Annotated in this window: 19 protein-coding genes and 1 tRNA gene; 4 read left to right on the top strand and 16 right to left on the bottom strand. The window is 64.3% G+C overall.

All coding sequences use genetic code 11. The annotated features are described in order from the left end of the window. Position 1: 1 nt before the first annotated feature. The 3 genes from HNR05_RS08040 to HNR05_RS08050 form a co-directional block, all read right to left on the bottom strand. Positions 2-1168, bottom strand: a complete 1167-nt coding sequence (locus HNR05_RS08040) for an AI-2E family transporter (protein ID WP_343062516.1) — start codon at positions 1166-1168, stop codon at positions 2-4. A 259-nt stretch (positions 1169-1427) separates the two neighbouring features. Then, positions 1428-2312, bottom strand: coding sequence for a M48 family metalloprotease (locus HNR05_RS08045; RefSeq protein WP_179578533.1), 885 nt, complete (start codon positions 2310-2312; stop codon positions 1428-1430). A 12-nt stretch (positions 2313-2324) separates the two neighbouring features. Further along, positions 2325-2891, bottom strand: a complete 567-nt coding sequence (locus tag HNR05_RS08050; protein ID WP_179578534.1) for a LemA family protein — start codon at positions 2889-2891, stop codon at positions 2325-2327. Between the two features lie 195 nt (positions 2892-3086). On the opposite strand from HNR05_RS08050, the gene HNR05_RS08055 reads away from it, so the two are divergent. Further along, positions 3087-3863, top strand: a complete 777-nt coding sequence (locus tag HNR05_RS08055) for an ABC transporter ATP-binding protein (RefSeq protein ID WP_179578535.1) — start codon at positions 3087-3089, stop codon at positions 3861-3863. Continuing rightward, entirely contained in the window at positions 3860-4594 is a 735-nt protein-coding gene (locus HNR05_RS08060) for an ABC transporter permease (protein WP_179578536.1), read from the top strand. The genes HNR05_RS08055 and HNR05_RS08060 overlap by 4 nt, the downstream gene beginning before the upstream one ends. 13 nt (positions 4595-4607) lie before the next feature. On the opposite strand, the gene HNR05_RS08065 is transcribed toward HNR05_RS08060, so the two are convergent. From HNR05_RS08065 to HNR05_RS08080, 4 genes are read right to left on the bottom strand one after another with little or no spacing between them, the layout of a single operon-like run. Then, positions 4608-6062, bottom strand: coding sequence for a glycoside hydrolase family 1 protein (locus HNR05_RS08065; RefSeq protein WP_179578537.1), 1455 nt, complete (start codon positions 6060-6062; stop codon positions 4608-4610). Then, positions 6059-7372, bottom strand: coding sequence for a D-arabinono-1,4-lactone oxidase (locus HNR05_RS08070; protein ID WP_179578538.1), 1314 nt, complete (start codon positions 7370-7372; stop codon positions 6059-6061). Before HNR05_RS08070 ends, HNR05_RS08065 begins: the two co-directional genes overlap by 4 nt. After that, entirely contained in the window at positions 7369-8604 is a 1236-nt protein-coding gene (locus HNR05_RS08075; protein WP_179578539.1) for an alanine racemase, read from the bottom strand. Before HNR05_RS08075 ends, HNR05_RS08070 begins: the two co-directional genes overlap by 4 nt. Beyond that, positions 8604-9860 (bottom strand): MFS transporter, encoded by a 1257-nt coding sequence (locus HNR05_RS08080; protein ID WP_343062517.1) that lies wholly within the window; start codon positions 9858-9860, stop codon positions 8604-8606. The genes HNR05_RS08075 and HNR05_RS08080 overlap by 1 nt, the downstream gene beginning before the upstream one ends. A gap of 136 nt (positions 9861-9996) precedes the next feature. Here HNR05_RS08080 and HNR05_RS08085 point away from each other — a divergent pair, with 136 nt between their 5' ends. Beyond that, the gene (locus HNR05_RS08085; RefSeq protein WP_179578540.1) at positions 9997-10923 is read left to right on the top strand and encodes a Ppx/GppA phosphatase family protein; all 927 of its coding nucleotides are present in this window, start codon (positions 9997-9999) and stop codon (positions 10921-10923) included. Positions 10924-11109: 186 nt separating this feature from the next. Here HNR05_RS08085 and HNR05_RS08090 read toward each other — a convergent pair. The 9 genes from HNR05_RS08090 to HNR05_RS08130 all read right to left on the bottom strand — a co-directional run bounded on the left by HNR05_RS08090 (position 11110) and on the right by HNR05_RS08130 (position 20317). Further along, a tRNA-Leu gene (locus HNR05_RS08090) sits at positions 11110-11183 on the bottom strand. 68 nt (positions 11184-11251) lie between these two features. Then, entirely contained in the window at positions 11252-12772 is a 1521-nt protein-coding gene (locus tag HNR05_RS08095) for an FAD-dependent oxidoreductase (protein ID WP_179578541.1), read from the bottom strand. A 39-nt stretch (positions 12773-12811) separates the two neighbouring features. Next, positions 12812-14089 carry a S8 family peptidase gene (locus HNR05_RS08100; protein ID WP_179578542.1) on the bottom strand — a complete coding sequence of 426 codons (1278 nt, stop codon included), beginning with the start codon at positions 14087-14089 and terminating at the stop codon, positions 12812-12814. Next, positions 14089-14616 carry a DUF501 domain-containing protein gene (locus tag HNR05_RS08105; RefSeq protein WP_179578543.1) on the bottom strand — a complete coding sequence of 176 codons (528 nt, stop codon included), beginning with the start codon at positions 14614-14616 and terminating at the stop codon, positions 14089-14091. The genes HNR05_RS08100 and HNR05_RS08105 overlap by 1 nt, the downstream gene beginning before the upstream one ends. Then, positions 14613-15092: an FtsB family cell division protein gene (locus tag HNR05_RS08110; RefSeq protein WP_179578544.1), complete on the bottom strand. Its 480-nt coding sequence runs from the start codon at positions 15090-15092 to the stop codon at positions 14613-14615. Before HNR05_RS08110 ends, HNR05_RS08105 begins: the two co-directional genes overlap by 4 nt. A gap of 96 nt (positions 15093-15188) precedes the next feature. Further along, positions 15189-16469, bottom strand: coding sequence for a phosphopyruvate hydratase (gene eno, locus HNR05_RS08115; RefSeq protein WP_179578545.1), 1281 nt, complete (start codon positions 16467-16469; stop codon positions 15189-15191). A gap of 103 nt (positions 16470-16572) precedes the next feature. After that, positions 16573-17844, bottom strand: coding sequence for a histidine--tRNA ligase (hisS, locus tag HNR05_RS08120; protein ID WP_179578546.1), 1272 nt, complete (start codon positions 17842-17844; stop codon positions 16573-16575). A 75-nt stretch (positions 17845-17919) separates the two neighbouring features. Next, positions 17920-18453 carry a ferritin gene (locus HNR05_RS08125; protein ID WP_179578547.1) on the bottom strand — a complete coding sequence of 178 codons (534 nt, stop codon included), beginning with the start codon at positions 18451-18453 and terminating at the stop codon, positions 17920-17922. A gap of 67 nt (positions 18454-18520) precedes the next feature. Next, positions 18521-20317, bottom strand: a complete 1797-nt coding sequence (locus HNR05_RS08130; protein ID WP_246318371.1) for an alkaline phosphatase family protein — start codon at positions 20315-20317, stop codon at positions 18521-18523. A 59-nt stretch (positions 20318-20376) separates the two neighbouring features. Here HNR05_RS08130 and HNR05_RS08135 point away from each other — a divergent pair, with 59 nt between their 5' ends. After that, on the top strand, positions 20377-20883 hold the full coding sequence (locus HNR05_RS08135; protein ID WP_179578548.1) for a nitroreductase family deazaflavin-dependent oxidoreductase: 507 nt from the start codon (positions 20377-20379) through the stop codon (positions 20881-20883). Positions 20884-20936: the final 53 nt, after the last annotated feature.

Consider the following 20936-nt stretch of genomic DNA (forward strand, 5'->3'; position numbering starts at 1 on the left):
TCTACTCTTCCATCGTGCGGCGAAAACCGGGGCGGCTGGGCACTGTCTGCCAGAGCGGGGACCCGGGCACTAGACCGGCGGACGGACTCTCACTGCGCCAGCGCCCACTCGAAATATAGTTGGTCATCACATTCAGCACTGCCGCGATCGGCACGGCGAACAGTGCGCCGGGGATTCCGGCCAGCAACGAGCCAGCGGCAACGACAAGCACAACGGCGAGCGGATGCACTTTCACGGCCGTGCCCATGATGAGCGGCTGCAGAACATGGCCCTCTATCTGTTGCACCAGGAGCACCACACCGAGCATGATCACGGCGATGATCGGTCCGTTGAAGAGCAGGGCAATCACGATGGCCACGGCGCCAGTTGCAACGGCGCCGACGATCGGAATGAACGAACCCAGGAACACCAGAACGGCGATCGGGATAGCCATGGGCACCCCAAGCAACGCGGCGCCGGCTCCGATTCCGATCGCATCGATCGTGGCGACGAGAATTTGAACCTTGACGAAGTTCCCGAGGGTCACCCAACCGGCGCGACCGGCGCCATCAATGGCCGGGCGGGCGCGGCGCGGGAAGATGCGCACGATCCACGACCAGATGCCCTTGCCGTCGATCAAAATGAACAGCAGGCTGAACAGAGTCAGCAGCAATCCGGTGACCAGGTGCCCGAGTGAGCTGCCGACCGAGAGCGCACCGCTGACGAAGATCGCGCTATCGGACTGCAGCGCCTTGAAAATATCCTGAACGTATGAGTTGAGTTGCTCCTCGGTCAACTGCAGCGGAGACGTGAGAAGAAAGTCTTTCAGGGACGCAATCGAGGCGGCCAACCTGTCGCTCAATCCGGCCGACCCGCGGCTGATCTGCATCGCCGCGAGCGTGATCAGTCCGCCGATGACCGCGATGGATCCCACCATGGCCACTGCAACGGCGAGCCCGCGCGGCCACCGGTGGCGACTGAGAAAAGAAACAATCGGAAGCAAGAGGGCCGAAATCAGCACCGCGATCAAGAGGGGGATCACGATGAGTCGCAGCTGCATGATGAGAAAGATGAACACTGCGATCGCAGCGGACAGGGCAAGCAAACGCCACGACCAGGCTCCGGCCAGTCGGATGCCCGGAGGAATTGAATCCTCGATCGACGGTGGTGAGGTCAGCGGTGTAGCCACGGTGCGAGGTGCTCGTTTTCGGCCACCGAACAGAGCACCCCGCCCGGTCCTGCCCATTGGTTCAGTCACGGACTCAGTCTAGAACGGCCCGACACACCGTCACCGCGCCGACGCTCCCGCGGCGACCAACGCCCAGGAACGTCGGAGGGTGCCGAAACTCTCGTGCATCGCTGATCGACCGTGTCGAGCTCACGTCGGGGGCTCTCGACATGCTCGACTAACGGTACTGGGGTCGACCACTCGCCGGCACCGGGTACGTCTAGAAGGTGCGCCCCATGGTGTGCAGACGCTCGATACGTTCGGGAATCGGCGGGTGGGTGCTGAAGAGCCTGTTCATCAGGCCCGGCTTCAGCGGGTTCGAGATCCACAGGTGCGACATCGACGAGTTCTGTCGCTGCATCGGTCGCCCGTAGGTCTCAAGCTTGGCAAGCGCGCTAGCCAGGGCATCCGGGTGACGCGTCGTCATAGCACTCGTCGCATCGGCCAGGTATTCGCGCTGACGGGACACCGCAAGCTGCACCATGCTCGCGACCAGCGGGGCGATGAGCATGGCCGCGAGACCAAACACCATCACAACCGGATTGCCGTTGTTGTTGTTATTGCGCCCGAAAAATGCCATCCGCAGGAACATGTCCGAGATGAAGCCGACCGCCACAACCAGACCGAAGACGATCATCGACACTCGAATGTCGTAGTTGCGCACATGGCCGAGTTCGTGCGCCATCACGCCCTCGAGTTCGGCGTCATCCATGATGTCGAGAAGGCCTGTAGTGGCCGCGACCATCGCGTGTTTCGGGTCTCGCCCCGTGGCGAATGCGTTGGGCGCCGGGTCATTGATGATGTAGATCTCAGGCATCGGCGTGCCGGTCGTGATCGACAGGTTCTCGACGGTGCGCCAGAGGCGCGGGTTATCAGCCTTACTCTCGAGCTTGGTACCACCGCTCATCGCGATGGCTTGGCGGCCCGCCATAAAGTACTGCACCGAGGCGTAGAGGGCGGCGATCACCAGGGTCGTGATCAGGATGCCGTAGCCGCCTCGACCGTAGACCGCATTAGCCAACCAGCCCAGACCCGCAATGATGGCCAGGAACAGAATGATGATGAAGACCGTGTTGCGCTTGTTTCGTGCAATCGCGCTGTACATCGTGGCCTGCCGTTAGAACTGAACGCGCGGTGGCTCCGCAATTGCTGCGGAGTCAGCGACCTCGAAGAAGTCGCGCTGGCTGAAGCCGAGGTTCTTGGCGATCATGTTGTTCGGGAACACCTGAAGCTTGGTGTTGAATTCACGCACTCCACCGTTGTAGAAGCGACGCGAGGCCTGGATCTTGTCTTCGGTGTCGACCAGTTCGCCCTGCAACTGCAGGTAGTTCTGGCTCGCCTGCAGCTGCGGATAGGCCTCTGCCACGGCGAAGATGCTCTTCAGAGCACTCTGCATGTGACCTTCTGCGGCGGATGCCTCGGCGGGGCTCTGTGCTGTCAGAGACTCTGCGCGGGCCTTCGTCACGCTTTCAAACACACCACGCTCGTGTGCCGCATAGCCCTTGACCGATTCGATCAGGTTGGGGATGAGGTCGGCACGACGCTTGAGCTGAACCGTGATGTCGCTCCACGCTTCGTCAACGCGAACCTTCAGCGTGACGAGAGAGTTGTACGTCGCCCAGAAGTAGATGCCGATGATGAGGGCAATTACAACGACGATGAGAACTGGGATGAGCCAATTCATGGCAGTGACTCCTTGTGATGTGTGCGGGCGGACAGGCCCATTGATGGTGCAAAAGCCATCCTATCGGTGGCCTTCGGGCTCCCAACCGCTTCCCACCACACTCAAAGCTAAGTCGAGGGAGCCTCCCACTTCGCCGACGTCACGAAGCCGTTCCATACTTGACAGCGGCGCGGTCTGCAGCGAATAGTTCATCCCATGGTGCACACCGAGGATGCGGCAATCGTCGTCGATGACCTGCGCGTGCGACGCGGCAAGAGGGGGGTGCTGCATGGCCTGACGCTGCATATTCCGCGCGGGGGCGTGATCGGATTGCTCGGTCCGAGCGGATGCGGCAAGAGCACACTGATGCGTGCGATCGTTGGAGTGCAGATCGTGCAGTCCGGCAGTCTCACCGTGCTCGGCCACGCGGCCGGCTCGCCACAGCTTCGACATCGCGTCGGGTACGTCACACAAGCGGCGAGTGTCTACGACGATCTCACGGTGCGACAGAACGTGTCGTATTTTCGTGCGGTACTCGGTGCGCCCCGCACCGACGTCGACAGGGTCATCGACGAGACCGATCTCGGCTCGCACGCCGACGACCTCGTCGGCTCACTCTCGGGCGGCCAACGCAGTCGTGTGTCGCTTGCGGGGGCACTTCTCGGGGCGCCGGAGCTGCTGGTGCTCGACGAACCGACCGTCGGCCTCGACCCGGTGCTGCGGGTCGAGCTCTGGGGTCTGTTCCACCGTCTCGCGGCGGCCGGGACCACGCTGCTCGTCTCGAGCCATGTCATGGACGAGGCAACGCGCTGCGACAGGCTACTGCTCCTGCGCAACGGTGAGTTGCTGGCCGATGCCACTCCGCGAGGGCTTCTCGCTGCGACCGACACCAACGATGCCGAGTCGGCATTTCTCACCTTGATCAGGCAGAAGCCTGCGCGGACCAAACCTGAGACCGGCACCGACACCGACCCGAGGCCGAGCGCCTCATGAACTCGCGGCGCACGCTCGCCACGGCAGCACGCATCCTCAGCCAAGTTCGGCACGACCCGCGCACGATCGTCCTGCTGCTCGTCGTGCCCAGTCTGTTGATCGGACTCGTCGCCTGGATCTTCTCAGACACCACGTCGTTTTCCACAGTCGGTCCGGCCATGATTGCGCTGTTCCCGTTCATTGTGATGTTTCTGGTGACGAGCATCACGACCTTGCGCGAGCGCCGCACCGGCACTCTCGAGCGACTGCTCTCGATGCCGCTCGGCAAGGGTGATTTTATTCTGGGCTACACGCTCGCGTTCGGACTGCTCGCCGTTGTGCAGTCGGCGATCGCAGTGGGCTATTCGGTCTGGGTGTGCGGTCTGACGATCTCGGGTTCCATCTGGCTGCTGCTGGCTGTTGCCGTGGCCGACGCGGTACTCGGCACCGCCCTCGGACTCTTGGCGAGTGCGTTTGCGAACACCGAGTTTCAGGTCGTGCAGTTCATGCCGGCCATCGTCTTCCCTCAGATTCTGCTCGGCGGAATTTTTCTGCCGCGCGACCAGCTGCCCAACGGGCTGCAACAGATCAGCGACTGGCTGCCGCTGTCGCACGCCATCGATGCGCTCCAGGCCGTCGCGTCGAATTCGAAGGATGCGGCGTACATCGGTGGCGAACTTCTCATCATCGCTGCCTGGATTCTGGGCGCCATCGTTCTCGGCTCGGTCACACTACGCCGTCGCACGCCGTAGAAGCCACCGCGATTCAGCTGCGAGCCGCGAGCACCTTCTGCAGCCAGCGATAGGAGGATTTTGGGGTGCGGCTCTGATCCGCGAAGTCGACCCAGACCAACCCGAAACGCTGGGTGTAGCCGGCGTCCCATTCGAACCCGTCGAGCAGCGACCGCACGAAGTAGCCGCGCAGGGCGACGCCCTCGGCCACACCTCCCGGGGCAACGGCATCGAGCGCCGCCGACAGGTGCTCGGCCAGGTAGTCGATGCGCAGCGTGTCGTCGACCACACCGTGCGCGTCTTGTCGGTCGGCAAAACTGGCCCCTCCCTCGGTGAGGTACACCGGGGGCAACGCGTCGCCATAGCGATCGCGCAGCTCGCGCAAGGAGACCCCAAGGTATTCGGGCGCGTTGGGCCACCCCAGTGCGGTGAGCGGATGCTCGCGGAACGATTCGAGATGAAAGGGCAACGTGGCCGCCGGCATGGCCGAGCCATCGGTCGCAGCCGGTTCGCCGGGTGCGGCGCTTTGCGCAGGACCGGCCGCGACGCGCGACGGCTGAGAGTAGTTCAGGCCGTAAAAGTCGAGCGGCTGATGGATGGTGGCGAGGTCGTCCGGATCGGACTCGGTGAGCATCCGAAGTTCACGTTCGAACGGCTCGGCCACCGCGGGATAGCGGCCGAGTAATACCGCGTCGGCGAACAGTCGATTGTGCAGAAGGTCATAGAGCTCGGCGTAGAGGCCGTCTTCTTCCCGGTCGCTGGCCGGCTGCACGGGCGTGTGTGCCTGGGCAATGCCGATCTGCCCGCGCACGTCGGCCGCGCGCAGCCCTTGCACGGCCAGGCCATGGGCCAGGAGCTGATGATGGCCGGCGGGCAGCGCGTCGAAAAGGAGCCGCGCCCCCGGCGCGTGGGTGCCACGCATATAACCGTTCAGCATGACAGTGGCCGGTTCGTTGAGTGTCACCCAGCCGTCGAGGCGGTCGCCGAAGACCCGGCCCATCTCGTGCGCGTAGTCCCCGAACCGACTGGCCGTGTCGCGATTCAGCCAGCCGCCGCGCAGCGCCAGGGGGGTATCCCAGTGGGAGAGCGTGGCCATCGGGCGAATTCCGGCAGCCAGTAGTTCGTCGAGCAGACGGTCGTAGAATCCGATTCCGCCGCGGTTCAGCCCACCCCGGCCGTCGGGTTGCAGACGCGGCCAGGCGAACGAAAAGCGATACGCGTCTCCGCCCAATTCACGAAGCAACGTCACGTCCTCGCCGAGACGACCCATCTGGTCGGCCGACACCGAGGCGTTACTCCCATCGAGAATGCGCTCGGGCTGGGTGGTGAAGACGTCCCAGACCGACTCGCCGCGGCCGCCGTCGCGGGCGCCGCCCTCAACCTGAAAAGCACTCGTCGTGGTTCCGAGCGTGAAATCGCTCGGGATTCGGTTGCCCAATTCACTCGCCCGGCGTGGCCATTCACGGGTAGCCGGGGAGTTTCGGGTCATGTTCCAAGCACTCGTTTCAGATAAGGATTGGTGAAGAGGCGTTCCGGGTCGAGCCTGTCACGCACGGCAAGAAAGTCGTCAAAATGCGGGTACACCGCTCGCAGTGACTCGGCATCCTGATAGTTCATTTTGCCCCAATGCGGACGGCCCTCGTAACCACGCATGATCTCTTCGACGGCGCCGAAGTACTCGGCCGGATTCTCCTGGATGTAACGGTGCGCGGCGATATAGCCGCTGGGCCAGCCCTGTGCGGTCGAGAGCCAGTTGTCATCGGCCGCTGCCGAACGCACTTCGATGGGGAACGAAATGTTCCAGCCTTTTCTTTCAATCAGGCTCTTCACCTCGCGCAACGCGGCGGGGACCGCCTCCAGCGGCACCGCGTACTCCATTTCGCGAAAGCGCACCGTGCGGTTCGTGACGAACACCCGGTGCGACAGATCGGTGAACTCCCGGCGTCCGCTGAGCTTCTCGGCGAGCCGGCTGAATCGCGGCACCAGGGCGGGGACCGCGGTGCCGAGCGCGCAGGTACCGCGATAGAACCCATTGGCCAGCAACTCATCATCGACCCAGCGGCCGACCTTCGGCAGCGGATTGCGTGGCGCCTCCATCGGCAGACGCGTGTTCGTCTTGGTGAGGGCGCTCTCGGTGTGCGGAAACCAATAGAACTCGAAGTGGTCGACGGCGTTCGAGCGCTCGACGAAGTTCTCGATGACGCCCTCAAGCGGCTCCGCTGCCTCGACGGCGTGCAACAGATAGGTCGGAACACACTGGAATGTGAGCTCGACGATGATGCCGAGCGCGCCGAGTCCGAGGCGTGCGGCCGGCAGCAGTTCTGCGTTTTCGGTTTCGCTCACCCGCAACAGTGAGCCGTCGCCAGTGACAAGCGTCACAGCAACGATCTGCGTCGCCAGCCCACCGAATGCTCCCCCGGTGCCATGGGTTCCCGTCGAGGTCGCCCCCGCGACGCTTTGCCGATCGATGTCGCCCATGTTTTCAAGCGCCAGCCCGAAGGGTGCCAGCAGGTCGGGCAGCTGGTACAGGTGGGTGCCGGCCGCCAGAGTGACGCGAGCGGATGCCGCATCAACGGCGATCACACCGGTGAGCTCATGCAGGTCCAGTTGAACGCCCGGTGCCAGGGCGATGCCGGTGAAGCTGTGCCCGGCGCCGACGGCCTTGATGGACAGTCCAGCCTTCGCGGCCGCCACGACAGCACGCTGCACCGCTCCGACACTCGTGGGCCGTTCGACCCGTTTCGGTCGCACCTTTTCGGTGCGTGCCCAGTTCTGCCAGATGGCCCCACTCGCGGTCACAGAAACGCCTTTCCTTCACCCCGGTAACTCGGTACGACATCGACGACGACTCCGTCGTCGACCACTGCGAATTCGTTCACGTGCTCGCTCATCTCCCCAGATTTGGTGTGCCGGAGCCAGACTCGATCGCCCACGCTGAGGGCCGCGGCATTCGGCCCAGTGAGAGGCGACTGCACCTCCCCCAAGCCTTCGTGCGGCTTGAGTTTCAGTTCGGGCGGCCAGACGAGACTGGGCGCCCGGTCAGGTCCGGGAGGGCCGGAGGCGATCCAGCCGCCTCCCAAGAGCGTCGCGCTCTCCGGCGTAGGCTTGCGCACCACCGACAGCGCGAACGCCGCAGCGGGGGCCGGTCTGAAATCACTGTAGTTGTCGAAGAGGTGCCCACCGAAATAACCGCTTCCCGCCGCGATGTCGGTCACCGAAGCATCCGAATGAGTGCTCTCGAGCGAGCCCGTGCCACCCCCGTTGACAAACTCGAGGTCGGCGACGAGCCGCACGGCGGCGACGGCCGCGGCGCGGCGCGCGGTCAGCTCCGGAATCGACTGGCGACGCATCCAGCGGTTGAGCACGCCCTCGGCTGCCTTGCCGATCGGGCGGTCGCCCCGCCCGGCGATCTGGGCTTCATATCCCATCATGCCGACCAAGGCGAAGCCCGGCCTGGACACGATGGCGATGGCCAAAGCACGGGCTTGCACGGCGGTATGCACCGGGGAGCGCCAGACGCCCAAATGGCCGAGCACCGGGTGGTCCAGGGAACAGTCGAGCTCAATGGCGACCCGGATGGTTTCGCGCTGTGCCGGCGGCAGCACCGCGTCAATGAAGTCGAGCTGGGCCACCGAGTCGATCATGAGCGTCACCTTCGCGGCGAACTCGGCCGACTGACCCAGCTGCGTGATTCCTGCGGCATCCGCTGTGGGGTACCCGATGACGACGTCATCGATGGTCTCGGCCAACCACAGCGCTTCGGCGAGCGTGTACGCCAACACTCCCTGATGCCCGGGAAGGGCCAGGATCGCCTCAATCACGCTGCGCACCCGGATCGACTTGGTCGCCACGCGAATCGGGGTTCCGCCGGCCCGAACCAGGAGGTCGTGTGCGTTGTGGCGCAGAGCCGCAAGATCAATCGTCGCAACCGGGGTGGGTAGGTGTGCGGTGGCCCGGGTGAGCGACGGCCAGTACTGCGCCGGATTCAGCCAGGGCGTCTGGGCAGAGAGATGAGTCAGGTCGAGAGTCATTAGCGCACCGATTTCACTTTGGCGACGGCGAGGGCCCCGGCGAACGCGAAGAGGCCGGCGAGCAAGAAGAGGCCGGTAAATCCACCCAGCACGGCGACGGCGCCCGCGCCGAGCAGAGGTGCAATCGCCTGCGGAACGGCCGTAGCGATGTTCATGATTCCGAGATCTTTACCCCGACTGGCCGGGTCGGGAAGCACCTGGGTGGCGAGCGCCTGGTCGACGGCGAGAAAGCAGCCGTAGCCCAGGCCGAGAAGCCCGGCCGCGACCATCGCGGCCGTCAAGCTCGGAATGAACGCGAGCATGAGCGCAGCGACGCCCTGAAGCGCCGAGGCCACGAAGACGAAACTCTTACGCCGGCCCAGCGTGTCACTCAGACGTCCGAGGAAGATGGCGGCGACGATCACGAAAACCATGTAGATGAGGGTGAGCACGACCAGATCGTCTTCGGCGTTGGCATCCTTCAACCCGAACATCAAGAAGTAGAGAAGAAGCGTGGTGCCGAACGCGTTGCCGAAGTTGACGAGTACGCGACTGAGCAGCGTCCAACCGAAGTCGGGGTAGGCGCGTGGGCTGATCCACAGGCTTTCCACGATGCCCCGGGTGGTGATCGGCTCGCGCTGCTCGGGCAGCAAAACGGCATCCGGCATGAGCAAGAAGGGGATGACGAGAATGAGAAGAAGAATGGCGACGACCGCGTAGCCGGCGAAGGTCCCCGTGAAGAGCATGGTCACGAGCAGCAAGCCGAGAATCGTTCCGACGGCCTGGGGAGCCGAGAGCCAGCCCGAGACGTAACCGCGCTGGCCGACCGGCACCTGGTCGGAGATCGTGGCGGTCAGCGCCGCGGTGAGCACGCAGAACCCGGTCAGCGCAAGGGCCCAGAAGACGCCGATGCCGACCATGCTCGTTTGCGCGCCGAGAAGCAGCAGCGCAACGGCAAAGAGTGCGGCTCCCCCGGCAATCCACGGCCGACGGCGGCCGAAGCGCGACGTGGTGCGATCAGAGAGTGCCCCGGTGAGCGGGTAGGCGACGATAGCGCAGAGGCCGGCGATGCCGGAGATGATGCCGAATGCGACGACGCTGTCGACCCAGTTCTGGGGATGCAGCTCACGATCGATCTGGGCGGGAAGCAGCAACTGCACCGGGGTGAGCTGAGCCATCCAAATACCCAGCCAAGCCGTCGCGAATGCGGCAATCCATTTTCCGGGTACGCGCCTGGTCGGTTCGGCGAAAACGGCAACGACGGTCGGTGTGCTCACTCGGCTCCTCACTGGTCAACATTGAACTTCAGCGGAATCACTCGATCGTAAGTATGCACTATCCGTCGGGTCGCCCGGCGCACACGAGGGGCTCTGCATGCAGCCGCCAACCAGCGTGGGGCACTATCGTCAAACTGTGCGACTTGGAGTTCTCGACGTTGGTTCGAATACCGTTCACCTGCTGGTGGTCGATGCGCGCGCGGGCGCCGCACCGGTGCCGATGTTCTCCGACAAGGCCGTGCTGCGTCTCATGCGCTACCTGACGCCCGACGGCTCGATCACCGAAGAGGGTGTGCAGGCCGTGATCGCGGCTGTGCAGAGCGCCGTCGACGTGGCACAGCAGCACAATCTCGACGAGCTGTTGCCGATCGCGACCTCGGCCCTGCGCGACGCGAACAACGGCCCCGAGCTGCTCGCCCGGATCGAGGCAGAGACCGGCGTGGCATTGCACGTGCTCTCCGGCGAAGACGAATCGCGCCTGACGTTCCTCGCGGTACGTCGCTGGTACGGCTGGTCGGCCGAGAACATTCTTCTGTTCGACATTGGCGGAGGTTCCCTCGAAATCGCGGCCGGTGCAAATGCGATTCCCGATGTCGCCCTCTCGCTTCCGCTTGGTGCCGGGCGCTCCACCGTTGGCTTTTTGCACGACGATCCGCCGTTGCCCGATCAAATGGCGGCGTTGCGTGACCATGCGGCAGGAATTCTGGCGACGGCCGTCACCGCCTTCGCCGATCAGCCGGCACCACACCACATCGTCGGTTCGTCTAAAACCATCAGGTCCCTGGCCAGGCTGGCCGGTTCCACTCAAGACGGCGTCGGCTCGGCCGACCGCATCATGCTGCGCCGCTCGCAGCTGAACGATTGGGTGCCGCGCTTGGCGAAGATTCCAGCCGATGCCCGCCCTGCCCTGCCCGGCATCACAGCCGACCGCACATTTCAGATTGTGGCCGGCGGCATCGTGCTCGGTGAGGCCATGGCCGCCTTCGGGGCGAATGAACTCGAAGTATCGCCCTGGGCTCTCCGGGAGGGCATCATTCTGCGCTACCTCGACCACCTGGGTTAGTGAGATCCGCCCTTGCACACCCGTCGCAGAGAGGGTGAGTGCGACGCCGACGGCCAGGACACGACGCGAAAACGTGTTCCACACGAAAACGACGACTGCCACTGCCAGCACGATCAGGGCAAACCTGATGTCACTCAACTCGAGCGGGCGTCTCGACGACACCCTGAACGGGCTGAAACACGGTAGTGCCCCCACTGGGATTCGAACCCAGACTGTGACGATTTTAAGTCGTCTGCCTCTGCCGATTGGGCTACGGGGGCGCGTCCGAAGTTCTCGGACGCTTCAAGCGTAGTTGGTGCCTCGCGGGCAGCCGAACTGTGCCGTGGGACTACTTGGCGGCTACCGCCTCTTCCGGGGCGGCATCCGTTGTTGCTGCAGCCTTGCGTGGTGCACGCGGAGCGCGCGGAGTCTTCGCTGCGACAGCCGGAGCGGCCGGAGCCTTCTCAGCGGACTTGGCCGGAGCCTTCGCCGCAGCCTTCACCGGAGCCTTCTCTGCGACAGCTGCGGTTTCGGGCACGGCAGCGGCCGGCGGCTTCGGACGCGAGGCGAACTCCTCGAACACGGCGCGCGGAGTCTGCACTGCTTCGATCGAAACGATGTCGCGACCCAGGAAGAAGTTGTTCACCCAGCCCCAGACGACACGCAGCTTGCGCTCCCAGCTCGGCATGGCCAAGCCGTGGTAGCCGCGGTGTGCGAACCAGGCGAACAGGCCCTTAACCGAGAACTTGCCCGACTGGAAAACACCATAACCGATGCCGAGTCCAGCAACGGCGCCCATGTTCTTGTGGAAATAGTCCTTGGGGCCCTCGCCACGAAGCACAGCGACGATGTTCTTGGCCAGCAGCTTTCCCTGACGCACAGCGTGCTGAGCGTTGGGCACGCAGTTGCCACCCACTCCACCACCGCTGAGGTCAGGAACGGCGGTGATGTCACCGGCGCCCCAGGCGCCTTCGATGAATTCGTCTTCGGTTCCCACGCGCAGGTCGGCACGCACACGCAGGCGGCCGCGCTCTTCGATGGGCAGGTCGGTGTTACGCACGATACCCGGGTTGGCCATGACACCGGCGGTCCAGACGATCAGGTCGGTCTCAAAGCTTTCCCCGGTGGAGAGTTCGATCTTCCCATCGACAGCGCTGGCAAGCTGCGTGTCGAGGTGGATCTGTGCGCCACGCTCGGCCAAGTTGTTGATGACCCAAAGGCTGGTGGGCAGCGACACTTCAGGCATGATGCGACCCATGGCCTCGACGAGGTGGAAGTGCGTATCTTCGAAGCTGATCTCGGGGTAGGACTTCAGCAGGCTACTCGCGAAGGAGCGCAGCTCAGCGAAGATCTCGATGCCGGCGAAGCCGCCACCGATGACCACGAAGGTCAGAAGTCGGTCGCGCTCGGGTCCGGCAGGAAGCAGGGCCGCCTTATCGAAGTTGGTGAGTACGCGGTCACGGATGGCGACTGCTTCTTCAATGGTCTTCAAGCCGATTGCATTGTCTGCAACACCCGGAATCGGGAAGGTGCGCGACACGGCGCCGGCGGTCACAACGATCTGGTCGTACTCGAACTGGTACGGCTCGCCGACGGCCGGCGTGATGGTCGCGGTCTTTTCGGCGTGATTAATGTAGGTGACCTTTGCGGCGACCACATTTGTGCGCTTCAGGTGACGGCGGTGCGACACTACGGCGTGTCGCGCCTCGATCGAGCCAGCAGCCACCTCGGGCAGGAAGGGCTGATAGGTCATATACGGCAGCGGGTCAACCATCGTGACCTCGGCTTCGCCTGTGCGAAGCCACTTCTCAAGCTTCCAGGCGGTGTAGAAACCGGCGTAGCCACCACCGACGATGAGAATTTTGGGCACGATGAAAAGGCCTCCTATATGGTTTTGAAGCGCGAGATTCTAGGTTTTACGTCGAATTCGCTTGAAGTGCCGACCGACCCCGATGGCGAACAGCACTACTAGGATACCAAACCCTGTCAGTACGGCGAGCGGCACGCTCACATAGGCCACACTGAGTGGGGTCGGAAGCCAGGATGCGGCACCGCTCGCCGGTGGCAGGATGGGATCCGGGATGGCCGGAAGCGGTGTCTGCTCGACCGGTTCCGGCCCCGGATCCGCCACCGTGTTGGCCCTGCGATGCAGGTGAATCCAGGCCTTCAACAGGTCGGCCGGGGTCTCGGCCGTGGCATCCGGCACCTTCGCAGAAACTGCGGCAGCGGCGTCAATCAGACCGTTTCCATAAATTGGGCTGGGAATTTCGTGACCGTTCGGGTTCGCTGTGGCGATCACACGGTTCATCACCGCTGCCGCATTGAGTTCAGGGTGAGCGGCGCGCACCAGTGCCACAAGCCCGGACACCAGCGGCGCGGCAGCGCTGGTGCCGTCCCACATCACGTGGCCACCGCCCGGCATCACGCCCACGAGTTGCTCACTCGGCGCGGCGACCGAGATGGTGATTCCCTGCGATGACGCGTCGAAACTTGCCTTTTTGGTGCGGTCGACACCGGCAACAGTGAGCACGCCCGGAATCGTGGCCGGAGCTCCGACCTCGGTTGTGCCGCTCCCCCGGTTGCCGGCCGCCGCCACCACGACGACGTCGTGTTCGAAGGCGTAGAGGAAGGCCTCATCCCAACTCTCCGGCCAATCCAGAGTGTTTCGGGTCAGGGACATGTTGATGACGTCGGCGCCGTGGTCGACGGCCCAGCGGATGCCCTCGGCGATCTGGTCGTCGTTGCTCACGGTCGATCCGCTTGCACCGAATGCGACGGAGACCGACAGGATAGACGCGGCAGGAGCAACTCCGATCACACCGGAGCCGGAACCCGCTCCGCGGCCGGCCAGCAGCGAGGCGACCAGTGTGCCGTGCTCGCTGCCCTCGCCGACGGGAGTCTGGCCATTGCTCGAACCAAGCCCCGAGACATCCGTTCCGCCCACGATGACGCCGGAGAGTTCGGCGACACTGCCGTCGATGCCCGTGTCAATGACGGCGACCGTGACGCCGGCTCCCCTGGTCGTCTTCCACGCCTGAGTGAATCCGTAGTCGTTCAGCCAATACTCCAGGTCGCGCACCTGGTCGGCATGCGCAGGCGGAGCGTCGACGATTACCGCCCCGAACGCAAGCACAGTCACCAGGCCCACGGCAAGCGCAGCGCCCAGTCGACGACCGGGGACTCTCATTAAGCGTCCGGGGTCGTCTCGGTGTAGTCGATGCAGACGCAGCGGGACGGGGACCAGTCGGCCCGCGCGAGCGCCAGGTCTCCGATCGGGTTGACGCCCGGGCCGGCAGCCAGCGAGTGGGCAGCGAGTGCGTGCAGGCACTTGACACGCTCGGGCATGCCACCCGACGAGATTCCGGCAATCTCCGGCACCTCACCGAGCACGGCACGGTCGGCGAGAAAACTCGCGTGGGCGGCGGCGTACCGGCTGCGCAAATCGGCATCGTCGGCGAGAAGTGCGGTGTATTCGTTCATTACCTGCGTGGCCTCGAGCGCCGAGATCGCTGCGGTGGCACCGGGGTGGCACATGTAGTACAGCGTGGGAAACGGGGTGCCGTCGGCGAGTCGAGGTGCCGTGGCGACCACTGTCGGCGCACCGCAGACACAGCGCGCCGCGATTCCGACAACGTCGCGGGCCGGGCGCCCAAGCTGGGCGGACACTGTTGCGACATCGTCTGCGGTGAACGGGGCGAAGGGGGGTCGACTCATGGGGACGGTTCCTCTGGTGCGAGACCGGCGGTCATGGCGGAAGCGAACATCGATGCCAGCCAATCGACGCTCGTGTCTTGGATTTCGGTGCTGACCGGCGGAATGCCAGCGTTGACCACTGCGGGCAGTGGCACATCGTTGATCACCAGAAAATTGATGTCGCCTGGCAATACGTACGAGAGTCGGTCGCGAGCCTGGGTCGTGACGTAGGTGCGGTCATTCCACCGTTCGCGCTCAGACTTCAGCTTCGCGACCGTGGCATTTTGACTCGCCACGGCGGCGCTGAGCCTGCTGATCTCCTGTTGTTGTTCAGCGTAGATGCGCAAGCTGGGCGCGAGCACAACCACAGCGAGAATGAGCACACCCATCATCACCAGCGAGAAGCCGGATGAACGGATGCCGCGCAGCCAGCCGCCCGCCGGAGTTGCAGGATCATCGAGCGCGACGGCTCGCTTGGCAGCTCGGCTGCGGGCCATGACGACTCCTTCCGCAGGTGTACATACTCGTGGTTGTGCAGACAAAAAAAGGGGGCTTTCGAAGCACTCGCGCTGTCGAAAGCCCCCGTTACAAAGTTAGGCGCTGAAACGCGGGAAAGCGGAGCGGCCGGCGTAGACTGCTGCCTCGCCCAGCTCTTCTTCGATCCTCAGCAACTGATTGTACTTGGCGACGCGCTCACTGCGGGCAGGCGCACCGGTCTTGATCTGACCGGCATCCGTGGCCACAGCAAGGTCGGCAATTGTGGTGTCTTCGGTCTCACCGGAGCGGTGCGACAGGATGGCGGTGTAGCCGGCGCGCTGCGCGAGGGCAACGGCATCCAACGTCTCGGTGAGCGTGCCGATCTGGTTCACCTTGACCAGGATCGAGTTGCCCGCCTTGAGCGCGAGTCCCTTGGCGAGACGCTCAGGGTTGGTCACGAACAGGTCGTCGCCGACGATCTGCACCTTGTGACCGATTTCGGCGGTGAGGTGAACGTAGCCGTCCCAGTCCTCTTCTTCCAGCGGGTCTTCGATCGACACCAGCGGGTAAGCGTCAACCAGTTCGCCGTAGTAGGCGACGAGCTCCTGTGCGGTGAGCTGCTTGCCTTCGAAGTGGTACGCGCCATCCTTGAAGAATTCGGTGGCGGCGCAGTCCAGGGCCAGGGCGATGTCTGTGCCGGGAACGTAGCCGGCGATCTGGATGGCTTCGACGATGAGGTCGAGTGCTGCACGGTTGCTCGGCAGGTTCGGCGCGAATCCCCCCTCGTCACCGAGGCCTGTGGAGAGGCCCTTCGACTGCAGCAGACCCTTGAGGGCGTGGTAGGTCTCAACACCCCACCGCAGCGCTTCGCTGTAGGTCTCGGCGCCGAGCGGAACGATCATGAACTCCTGGATGTCCACATCGTTGTCGGCGTGCGAGCCACCGTTGATGATGTTCATCAGCGGCACGGGCAGGGTGTGGGCGTTCGGGCCACCGAGGTAGCGGAACAGCGGCAAGCCGCTGGACTTGGCCGAGGCCTTGGCGACGGCCAGGCTCACGCCGAGGATCGAGTTGGCACCAACGCGTTCCTTGTTGGCGGTGCCGTCGGTCTCCATGAGCACGGCGTCGACGATGCGCTGGTCGGTCGACTCGAGGTCTTCGACGGCCGGGCCGAGCTCATCCATGACGGCGTCGACGGCCTTCAGCACGCCCTTGCCGAGGTAACGCTTCTTGTCACCGTCGCGCAGTTCGTAGGCCTCGAAGGCACCGGTCGATGCGCCGGAGGGAACAGCGGCGCGGCTGACGGTGCCGTCTTCAAGCAGAACCTCGACCTCCACGGTCGGGTTGCCTCGGGAGTCAAGAATTTCGCGAGCTACTACAGCCTCGATGAGAGCCACAATTATCTCCTGTGTTCTGAGTGATTTTGGGGTGGAGAACGACGGTGTATTCCGCGTTCAGTCTAGTAAGGGTCACAAGGACCGGGTGGTGCGCTCGGCCGATCTAATCGGAGAGAGGCTTGAACTCGAGGGCTGCAGCGTCGACCGACGGTTCATCGGATGCCGCGGTCGACACGAACGCGAAACTTCCGAATCCGTCGGCCGCAGCCCGGGCCAGCAGCGCCTTCAGGTTCTTGGTGCGCTGGGTCAGTCTCACGCGCTTACCCTGGGCCACGAGTGCCAGCTTCAAGGCAACGAGCGTGGCCGGATCAGCGTCGCCGTCGTGCACGAGAACGACGGCGTTGTCGGCGGCCGTGGCATCCGAGGCGAGCAGATCAACGATGCGCTCGAACCCGATTGAGAAGCCACAGGCGGGAACATCAGCGCCGAGGAATCGGCCGATCATGCCGTCGTAGCGGCCGCCGCCGCCGAGCGAGTAGCCCAGGTCGGGGTGCGAGATTTCAAAAATTGTGCCGGTGTAATAGCCCATGCCACGCACCAAAGTGGGATCGAAAACGAGTTCGACCTGGGGCAGTGCCGCCTTCAGCCCGAGCAGGTCGGCGTAGGCAGCGGGGTCAAGCCACGCCGGGGCGCTCTCGCCCGCGAGGTCCCAGCCCGCGTTGCCGATGGCATGCAGGGTGTCGGCGATGCCCGCGGTGCCGAGGCCGAGGCCTTCGAGTTCGGTGACGACGCCGTCGACTCCGATCTTGTCGAGCTTGTCGATCGTGATCAGTGCACGTTCGTGCAGCTCGGAGGCGACGCCCCAGTGAGCCAAAAGTGCGGTGAGGATGCGGCGGTCATTGATGCGAATGGAGCAACCGGTGAGCCCGAGCGCGTCGAGTGCGGCCGAGGTGGCACTGATCAGCTCGATTTCGGCCAGCTGACCCGGCTCACCGATCACGTCGATGTCGCACTGCATGAACTGACGGTAGCGGCCCTTCTGCGGGCGTTCTGCACGCCAAACCGGGGCAATCTGGATCGAACGGAAGACCGTCGGCAGGCTGGCTCTGTGGGTGGCATAGAAGCGCGCCAGCGGAACGGTCAGGTCAAAACGGAGACCCAGATCAGCCAGCGCCAACAGGTCGCCGCTCTCGACTGCGGCGGAGACATCCGCTTCGCGCAGGCCCCGCTTCATCACGGCGAAGCCAAGTTTTTCATTATCGCCGCCGAGCCCGGAATGCAGGCGTGCCGAGTCCTCCATCACGGGCGTTTCGATTTCATCGAAGCCGTGCGCCGTGAAACTGTGGCGGATCACCCCCAGGGCGTGCTCGCGGGTGGCCTTCTCGTGAGGAAGGAAATCGCGCATGCCGCGGGGCGGGGTTACTGTCGAAGCCATACCGGCAATTCTGCCAGGTCGGCCCCGTCAGTTTGAAACCCGCCCCGCGCGAGCACGCTCGGGGCGCTGGCGGGTTTAGAGCGCTCCGCCGGCAGCGTTCGGCGCGTCGGCGTCAACGCCGCCGTCTCCGACGTGCTCCCGAGCCACGAAGTTCTCGATGTCGAACAGGTTGTCTCCGGCTCGCTCGGCGATCGTGAGCAGCGTCGACATCGAGGCGACCTCCTCGACCTGCTCTTTCAGGAACCAGAGCATGGCCTGTTCGCCGAGTGCATCGCCGTCCCGGCGGGCCGCAGCGAAGAGCGCCTCAATCTGAGTCGTCACCTGCTTTTCCTGCGCGAGAGCCAGTGCGATGGGCTCAACCACCGTGGCGAACTGGTTGACGACTGCCGGCACACCCGGAATTTCGACGCCCATATCGCGGTCGATGCGGTATTGCACCAGCATCATCGCGTGATTGCGTTCTTCAATCGACTGCCGGTAGAAATGAGCGGCAAGCTGCGGTAGATCATGGTTGTCGAACCAGACGGCGATCGCAATGTACTGCTGCGATGCGGCGAACTCGTTGCCGATTTGGCTGGACAGAAGCGTGTTGAAGGAAGTCTCACTCATGCTCCGACGCTACCGCTCCGGCCGCTCCGACACCAGAATGGACAGGCTATCCATACCGGCGCGGCGCTCAGTCCGTGGTGCCGAACAGGCCCTGCCCGTGTTGAGTCAGCGCGTCGAAGGCCTCGCCGTATGAGCGCGGGATCGGCTGACCCGGCTCGCCATAGCGAGCCACCAGCAGGCCGAGCAGTCCTGTCGCCGGGGAGCTGAGCGGGCGGGCACGGTCTTCGTCGCGCGGTTCGGGAACCGCCTCCGGGTTCGGCGGCGTATACGCGGGGTGGGTGTCCGGCCACTCGGATGCGGGGCGGGGCGTGCTTCGGTTGATCAGATTGAACAGGTCGTTCGCCCCCGCGTCACGATCGGTCAGCGGCGACAATCCATGCAGTCGGGCCAGTGTGCGGATCACGGCTGAATGGTGCATCACGTCGTTGATCACGGTGCCGGCCTGCGTGTAGGCCGAGATGGCGATGGCCGGCACCCGACAGCCCAGCCGGTCGAAGGTGAAGCCCATCTCTCCGGCACCGTCGTTCTTACTCGGTGGCACGGCGTCGGGTGGTGCGACATGGTCGTAGGTACCGCCGTGCTCGTCAAACGTCACCAAGAACAGGGTGTTGTTGGCGTTTGAGCCACTCGGCGTGGCGCTTGAACGGATTGAACTGTAGACCTCGTGCAACAGGGCGTCACCGGCTCGCACGTCCGAGTGTGCACCGTTAAAGATGTCGACACCGTCGACCTCGGTCCCGGCCAGGCGGCCGACCGGCGGATGCATGTCGTTGTGGTTGAACGTCATCCGCGGTTCGATGAAGGCGTAGGCGGGCAGATTCCCGTCGGCGACGTCGCGGTGGTACTGCGCCATCGTGCGGAAATTCGTCTTCCAGTATTTCTCGAGCACCGGTGCGTGCAGCACACCGGTGAACGAAATCAGTTGGGCTTCGTCGTAATAGACCCGCCAGCTGAGCCCCGCCTCCTCGAGTCGGTTGAAGATGGTGGGCGTGGCCGGTGCGTCGAGCCATTTTGCGTAGCCGCCCTCGCCCTGGTTCGTGACGAACCCGTGCGAGGTTCCGGCATGAAAGAACGATCGGTTGCAGAAGGTCTGTGACGGAACCGCGCAAAACCACGAGTCGTAGACCGCGAAGCTGCGCGCCAGGGTCGAGAAGACGGGCAGCATCGCGGGAGAGAACCCACCCATCGCCACCGCGAGTTCCTTCGTCGTCGGCGCCGTGCCCTCGCTCAGACGCGTGTAATTGATCTCATAATCGCGTACGAAGCCCGAGTTGTCGGGGCGCCGGCCGGGCTTCGGCGCATTGAATGGTGCCTGCACGTCGTGCAGATGCAAATTGGAATTCGACGACGGATCGACGACGCCGAACAGTTGAGTATTGACGTGCGGATACTCTTCGCCCGGGTCCGGGTCGGGCTGGCGCATGATCTCATCGGTGCTGCCGGTGTAAACGTGGGCGTCGATGACGGTGCCATCCGGAGCCGTGTTCGAGTACTCCCCCATTGCGAGGCCGTTGAAGGTCTGCCCGGCCGGCACGGTTTCGGGTGTGTATAGCCAGCCGAGCACATTGTCGAACGAGCGGTTTTCGAACATCAGAACGACGACGTGATCGAAGCCCGGTTCGCGCCGGGGGTCGAGTGGCACCGGGGTCTGGTCACGATCGGATGCGACGGCGGAGCCGATCGCCGCGCCGGCCGCGCCGCCGGCCACCCCGCCCACCGCGAAGCCTGCCGCGGCGATTCCCGTCGCTTTCAGAAAGGAGCGGCGTGAGGAGTGCAGGACGCCGTCCTCGCCGGGCAGAGTAGTGCCGTCTGGAGGTGTCGCGCCGGGCGGTGTCGTGTCTGGCAGGTCGCTTGTTGGCATCATGCAATCTTTCCACGCCAGATCGGTATCGCATGCGACGGGGCTCGCGTAAGAATGGGCCTATGTCGCTCGTCGTTTCAGTTGTTCGCGCCATCATCGCACCCCTGACGCGCACGCGCTTGTTCCGCTGGGCAGCGCCACGGCTGCTCCCACTCGCCGAACGCCTAGTCACACGCGTCACCGCCAATCAGGTTCAGGTGAGTGGGTTGCTGGTGCCCTCACTCGTCCTGCACAGCGAGGGTGCCCGTTCGGGTATCGTGCGCGACACCGAGCTCATGTACACGCCCGACGGCAACGGGCGGGCCATTGTCGCCGGCACGAGCTTTGGCCGAGGACTGCACCCCGCCTGGTCGTACAATCTGCTCGCGCATCCGGATGCGTCGATCAGCGTGCGCGGACGCCACCTGAACGTGCGCGCCCGCCTCCTCACCCCGGCCGAGCGCGACGCCGCCTGGCGCCTGATCGAGCGGCAGTGGCCGGGCTATCGCGCCTACGAGCGCACCTCGGGTCGCACGGTGCGACTGTTCGAGTTGCGTCCGGTTCGTGAGGCACCCACCCCCACTCGCTGAGTCAGGAGTGCCCCATTCGACGAGTTTGGCATGTACGGTCGAATTTCCCGGGC

Origin of the sequence: Leifsonia psychrotolerans, from assembly GCF_013410665.1 — a bacterium.
GTDB classification, from domain to species: domain Bacteria; phylum Actinomycetota; class Actinomycetes; order Actinomycetales; family Microbacteriaceae; genus Cryobacterium; species Cryobacterium psychrotolerans_A.

Coding starts and splice junctions, on each gene's coding strand:
- HNR05_RS08130 (WP_246318371.1), bottom strand. CDS start 20,317: ATGATGCCAACAAGCGACCTGCCAGACACGACACCGCCCGGCGCGACA.
- HNR05_RS08065 (WP_179578537.1), bottom strand. CDS start 6,062: ATGACCCGAAACTCCCCGGCTACCCGTGAATGGCCACGCCGGGCGAGT.
- HNR05_RS08060 (WP_179578536.1), top strand. CDS start 3,860: ATGAACTCGCGGCGCACGCTCGCCACGGCAGCACGCATCCTCAGCCAA.
- HNR05_RS08045 (WP_179578533.1), bottom strand. CDS start 2,312: ATGTACAGCGCGATTGCACGAAACAAGCGCAACACGGTCTTCATCATC.
- HNR05_RS08100 (WP_179578542.1), bottom strand. CDS start 14,089: ATGAGAGTCCCCGGTCGTCGACTGGGCGCTGCGCTTGCCGTGGGCCTG.
- HNR05_RS08105 (WP_179578543.1), bottom strand. CDS start 14,616: ATGAGTCGACCCCCCTTCGCCCCGTTCACCGCAGACGATGTCGCAACA.
- hisS (WP_179578546.1), bottom strand. CDS start 17,844: ATGGCTTCGACAGTAACCCCGCCCCGCGGCATGCGCGATTTCCTTCCT.
- HNR05_RS08135 (WP_179578548.1), top strand. CDS start 20,377: ATGTCGCTCGTCGTTTCAGTTGTTCGCGCCATCATCGCACCCCTGACG.
- HNR05_RS08110 (WP_179578544.1), bottom strand. CDS start 15,092: ATGGCCCGCAGCCGAGCTGCCAAGCGAGCCGTCGCGCTCGATGATCCT.
- HNR05_RS08050 (WP_179578534.1), bottom strand. CDS start 2,891: ATGAATTGGCTCATCCCAGTTCTCATCGTCGTTGTAATTGCCCTCATC.
- HNR05_RS08125 (WP_179578547.1), bottom strand. CDS start 18,453: ATGAGTGAGACTTCCTTCAACACGCTTCTGTCCAGCCAAATCGGCAAC.
- HNR05_RS08055 (WP_179578535.1), top strand. CDS start 3,087: ATGGTGCACACCGAGGATGCGGCAATCGTCGTCGATGACCTGCGCGTG.
- HNR05_RS08075 (WP_179578539.1), bottom strand. CDS start 8,604: ATGACTCTCGACCTGACTCATCTCTCTGCCCAGACGCCCTGGCTGAAT.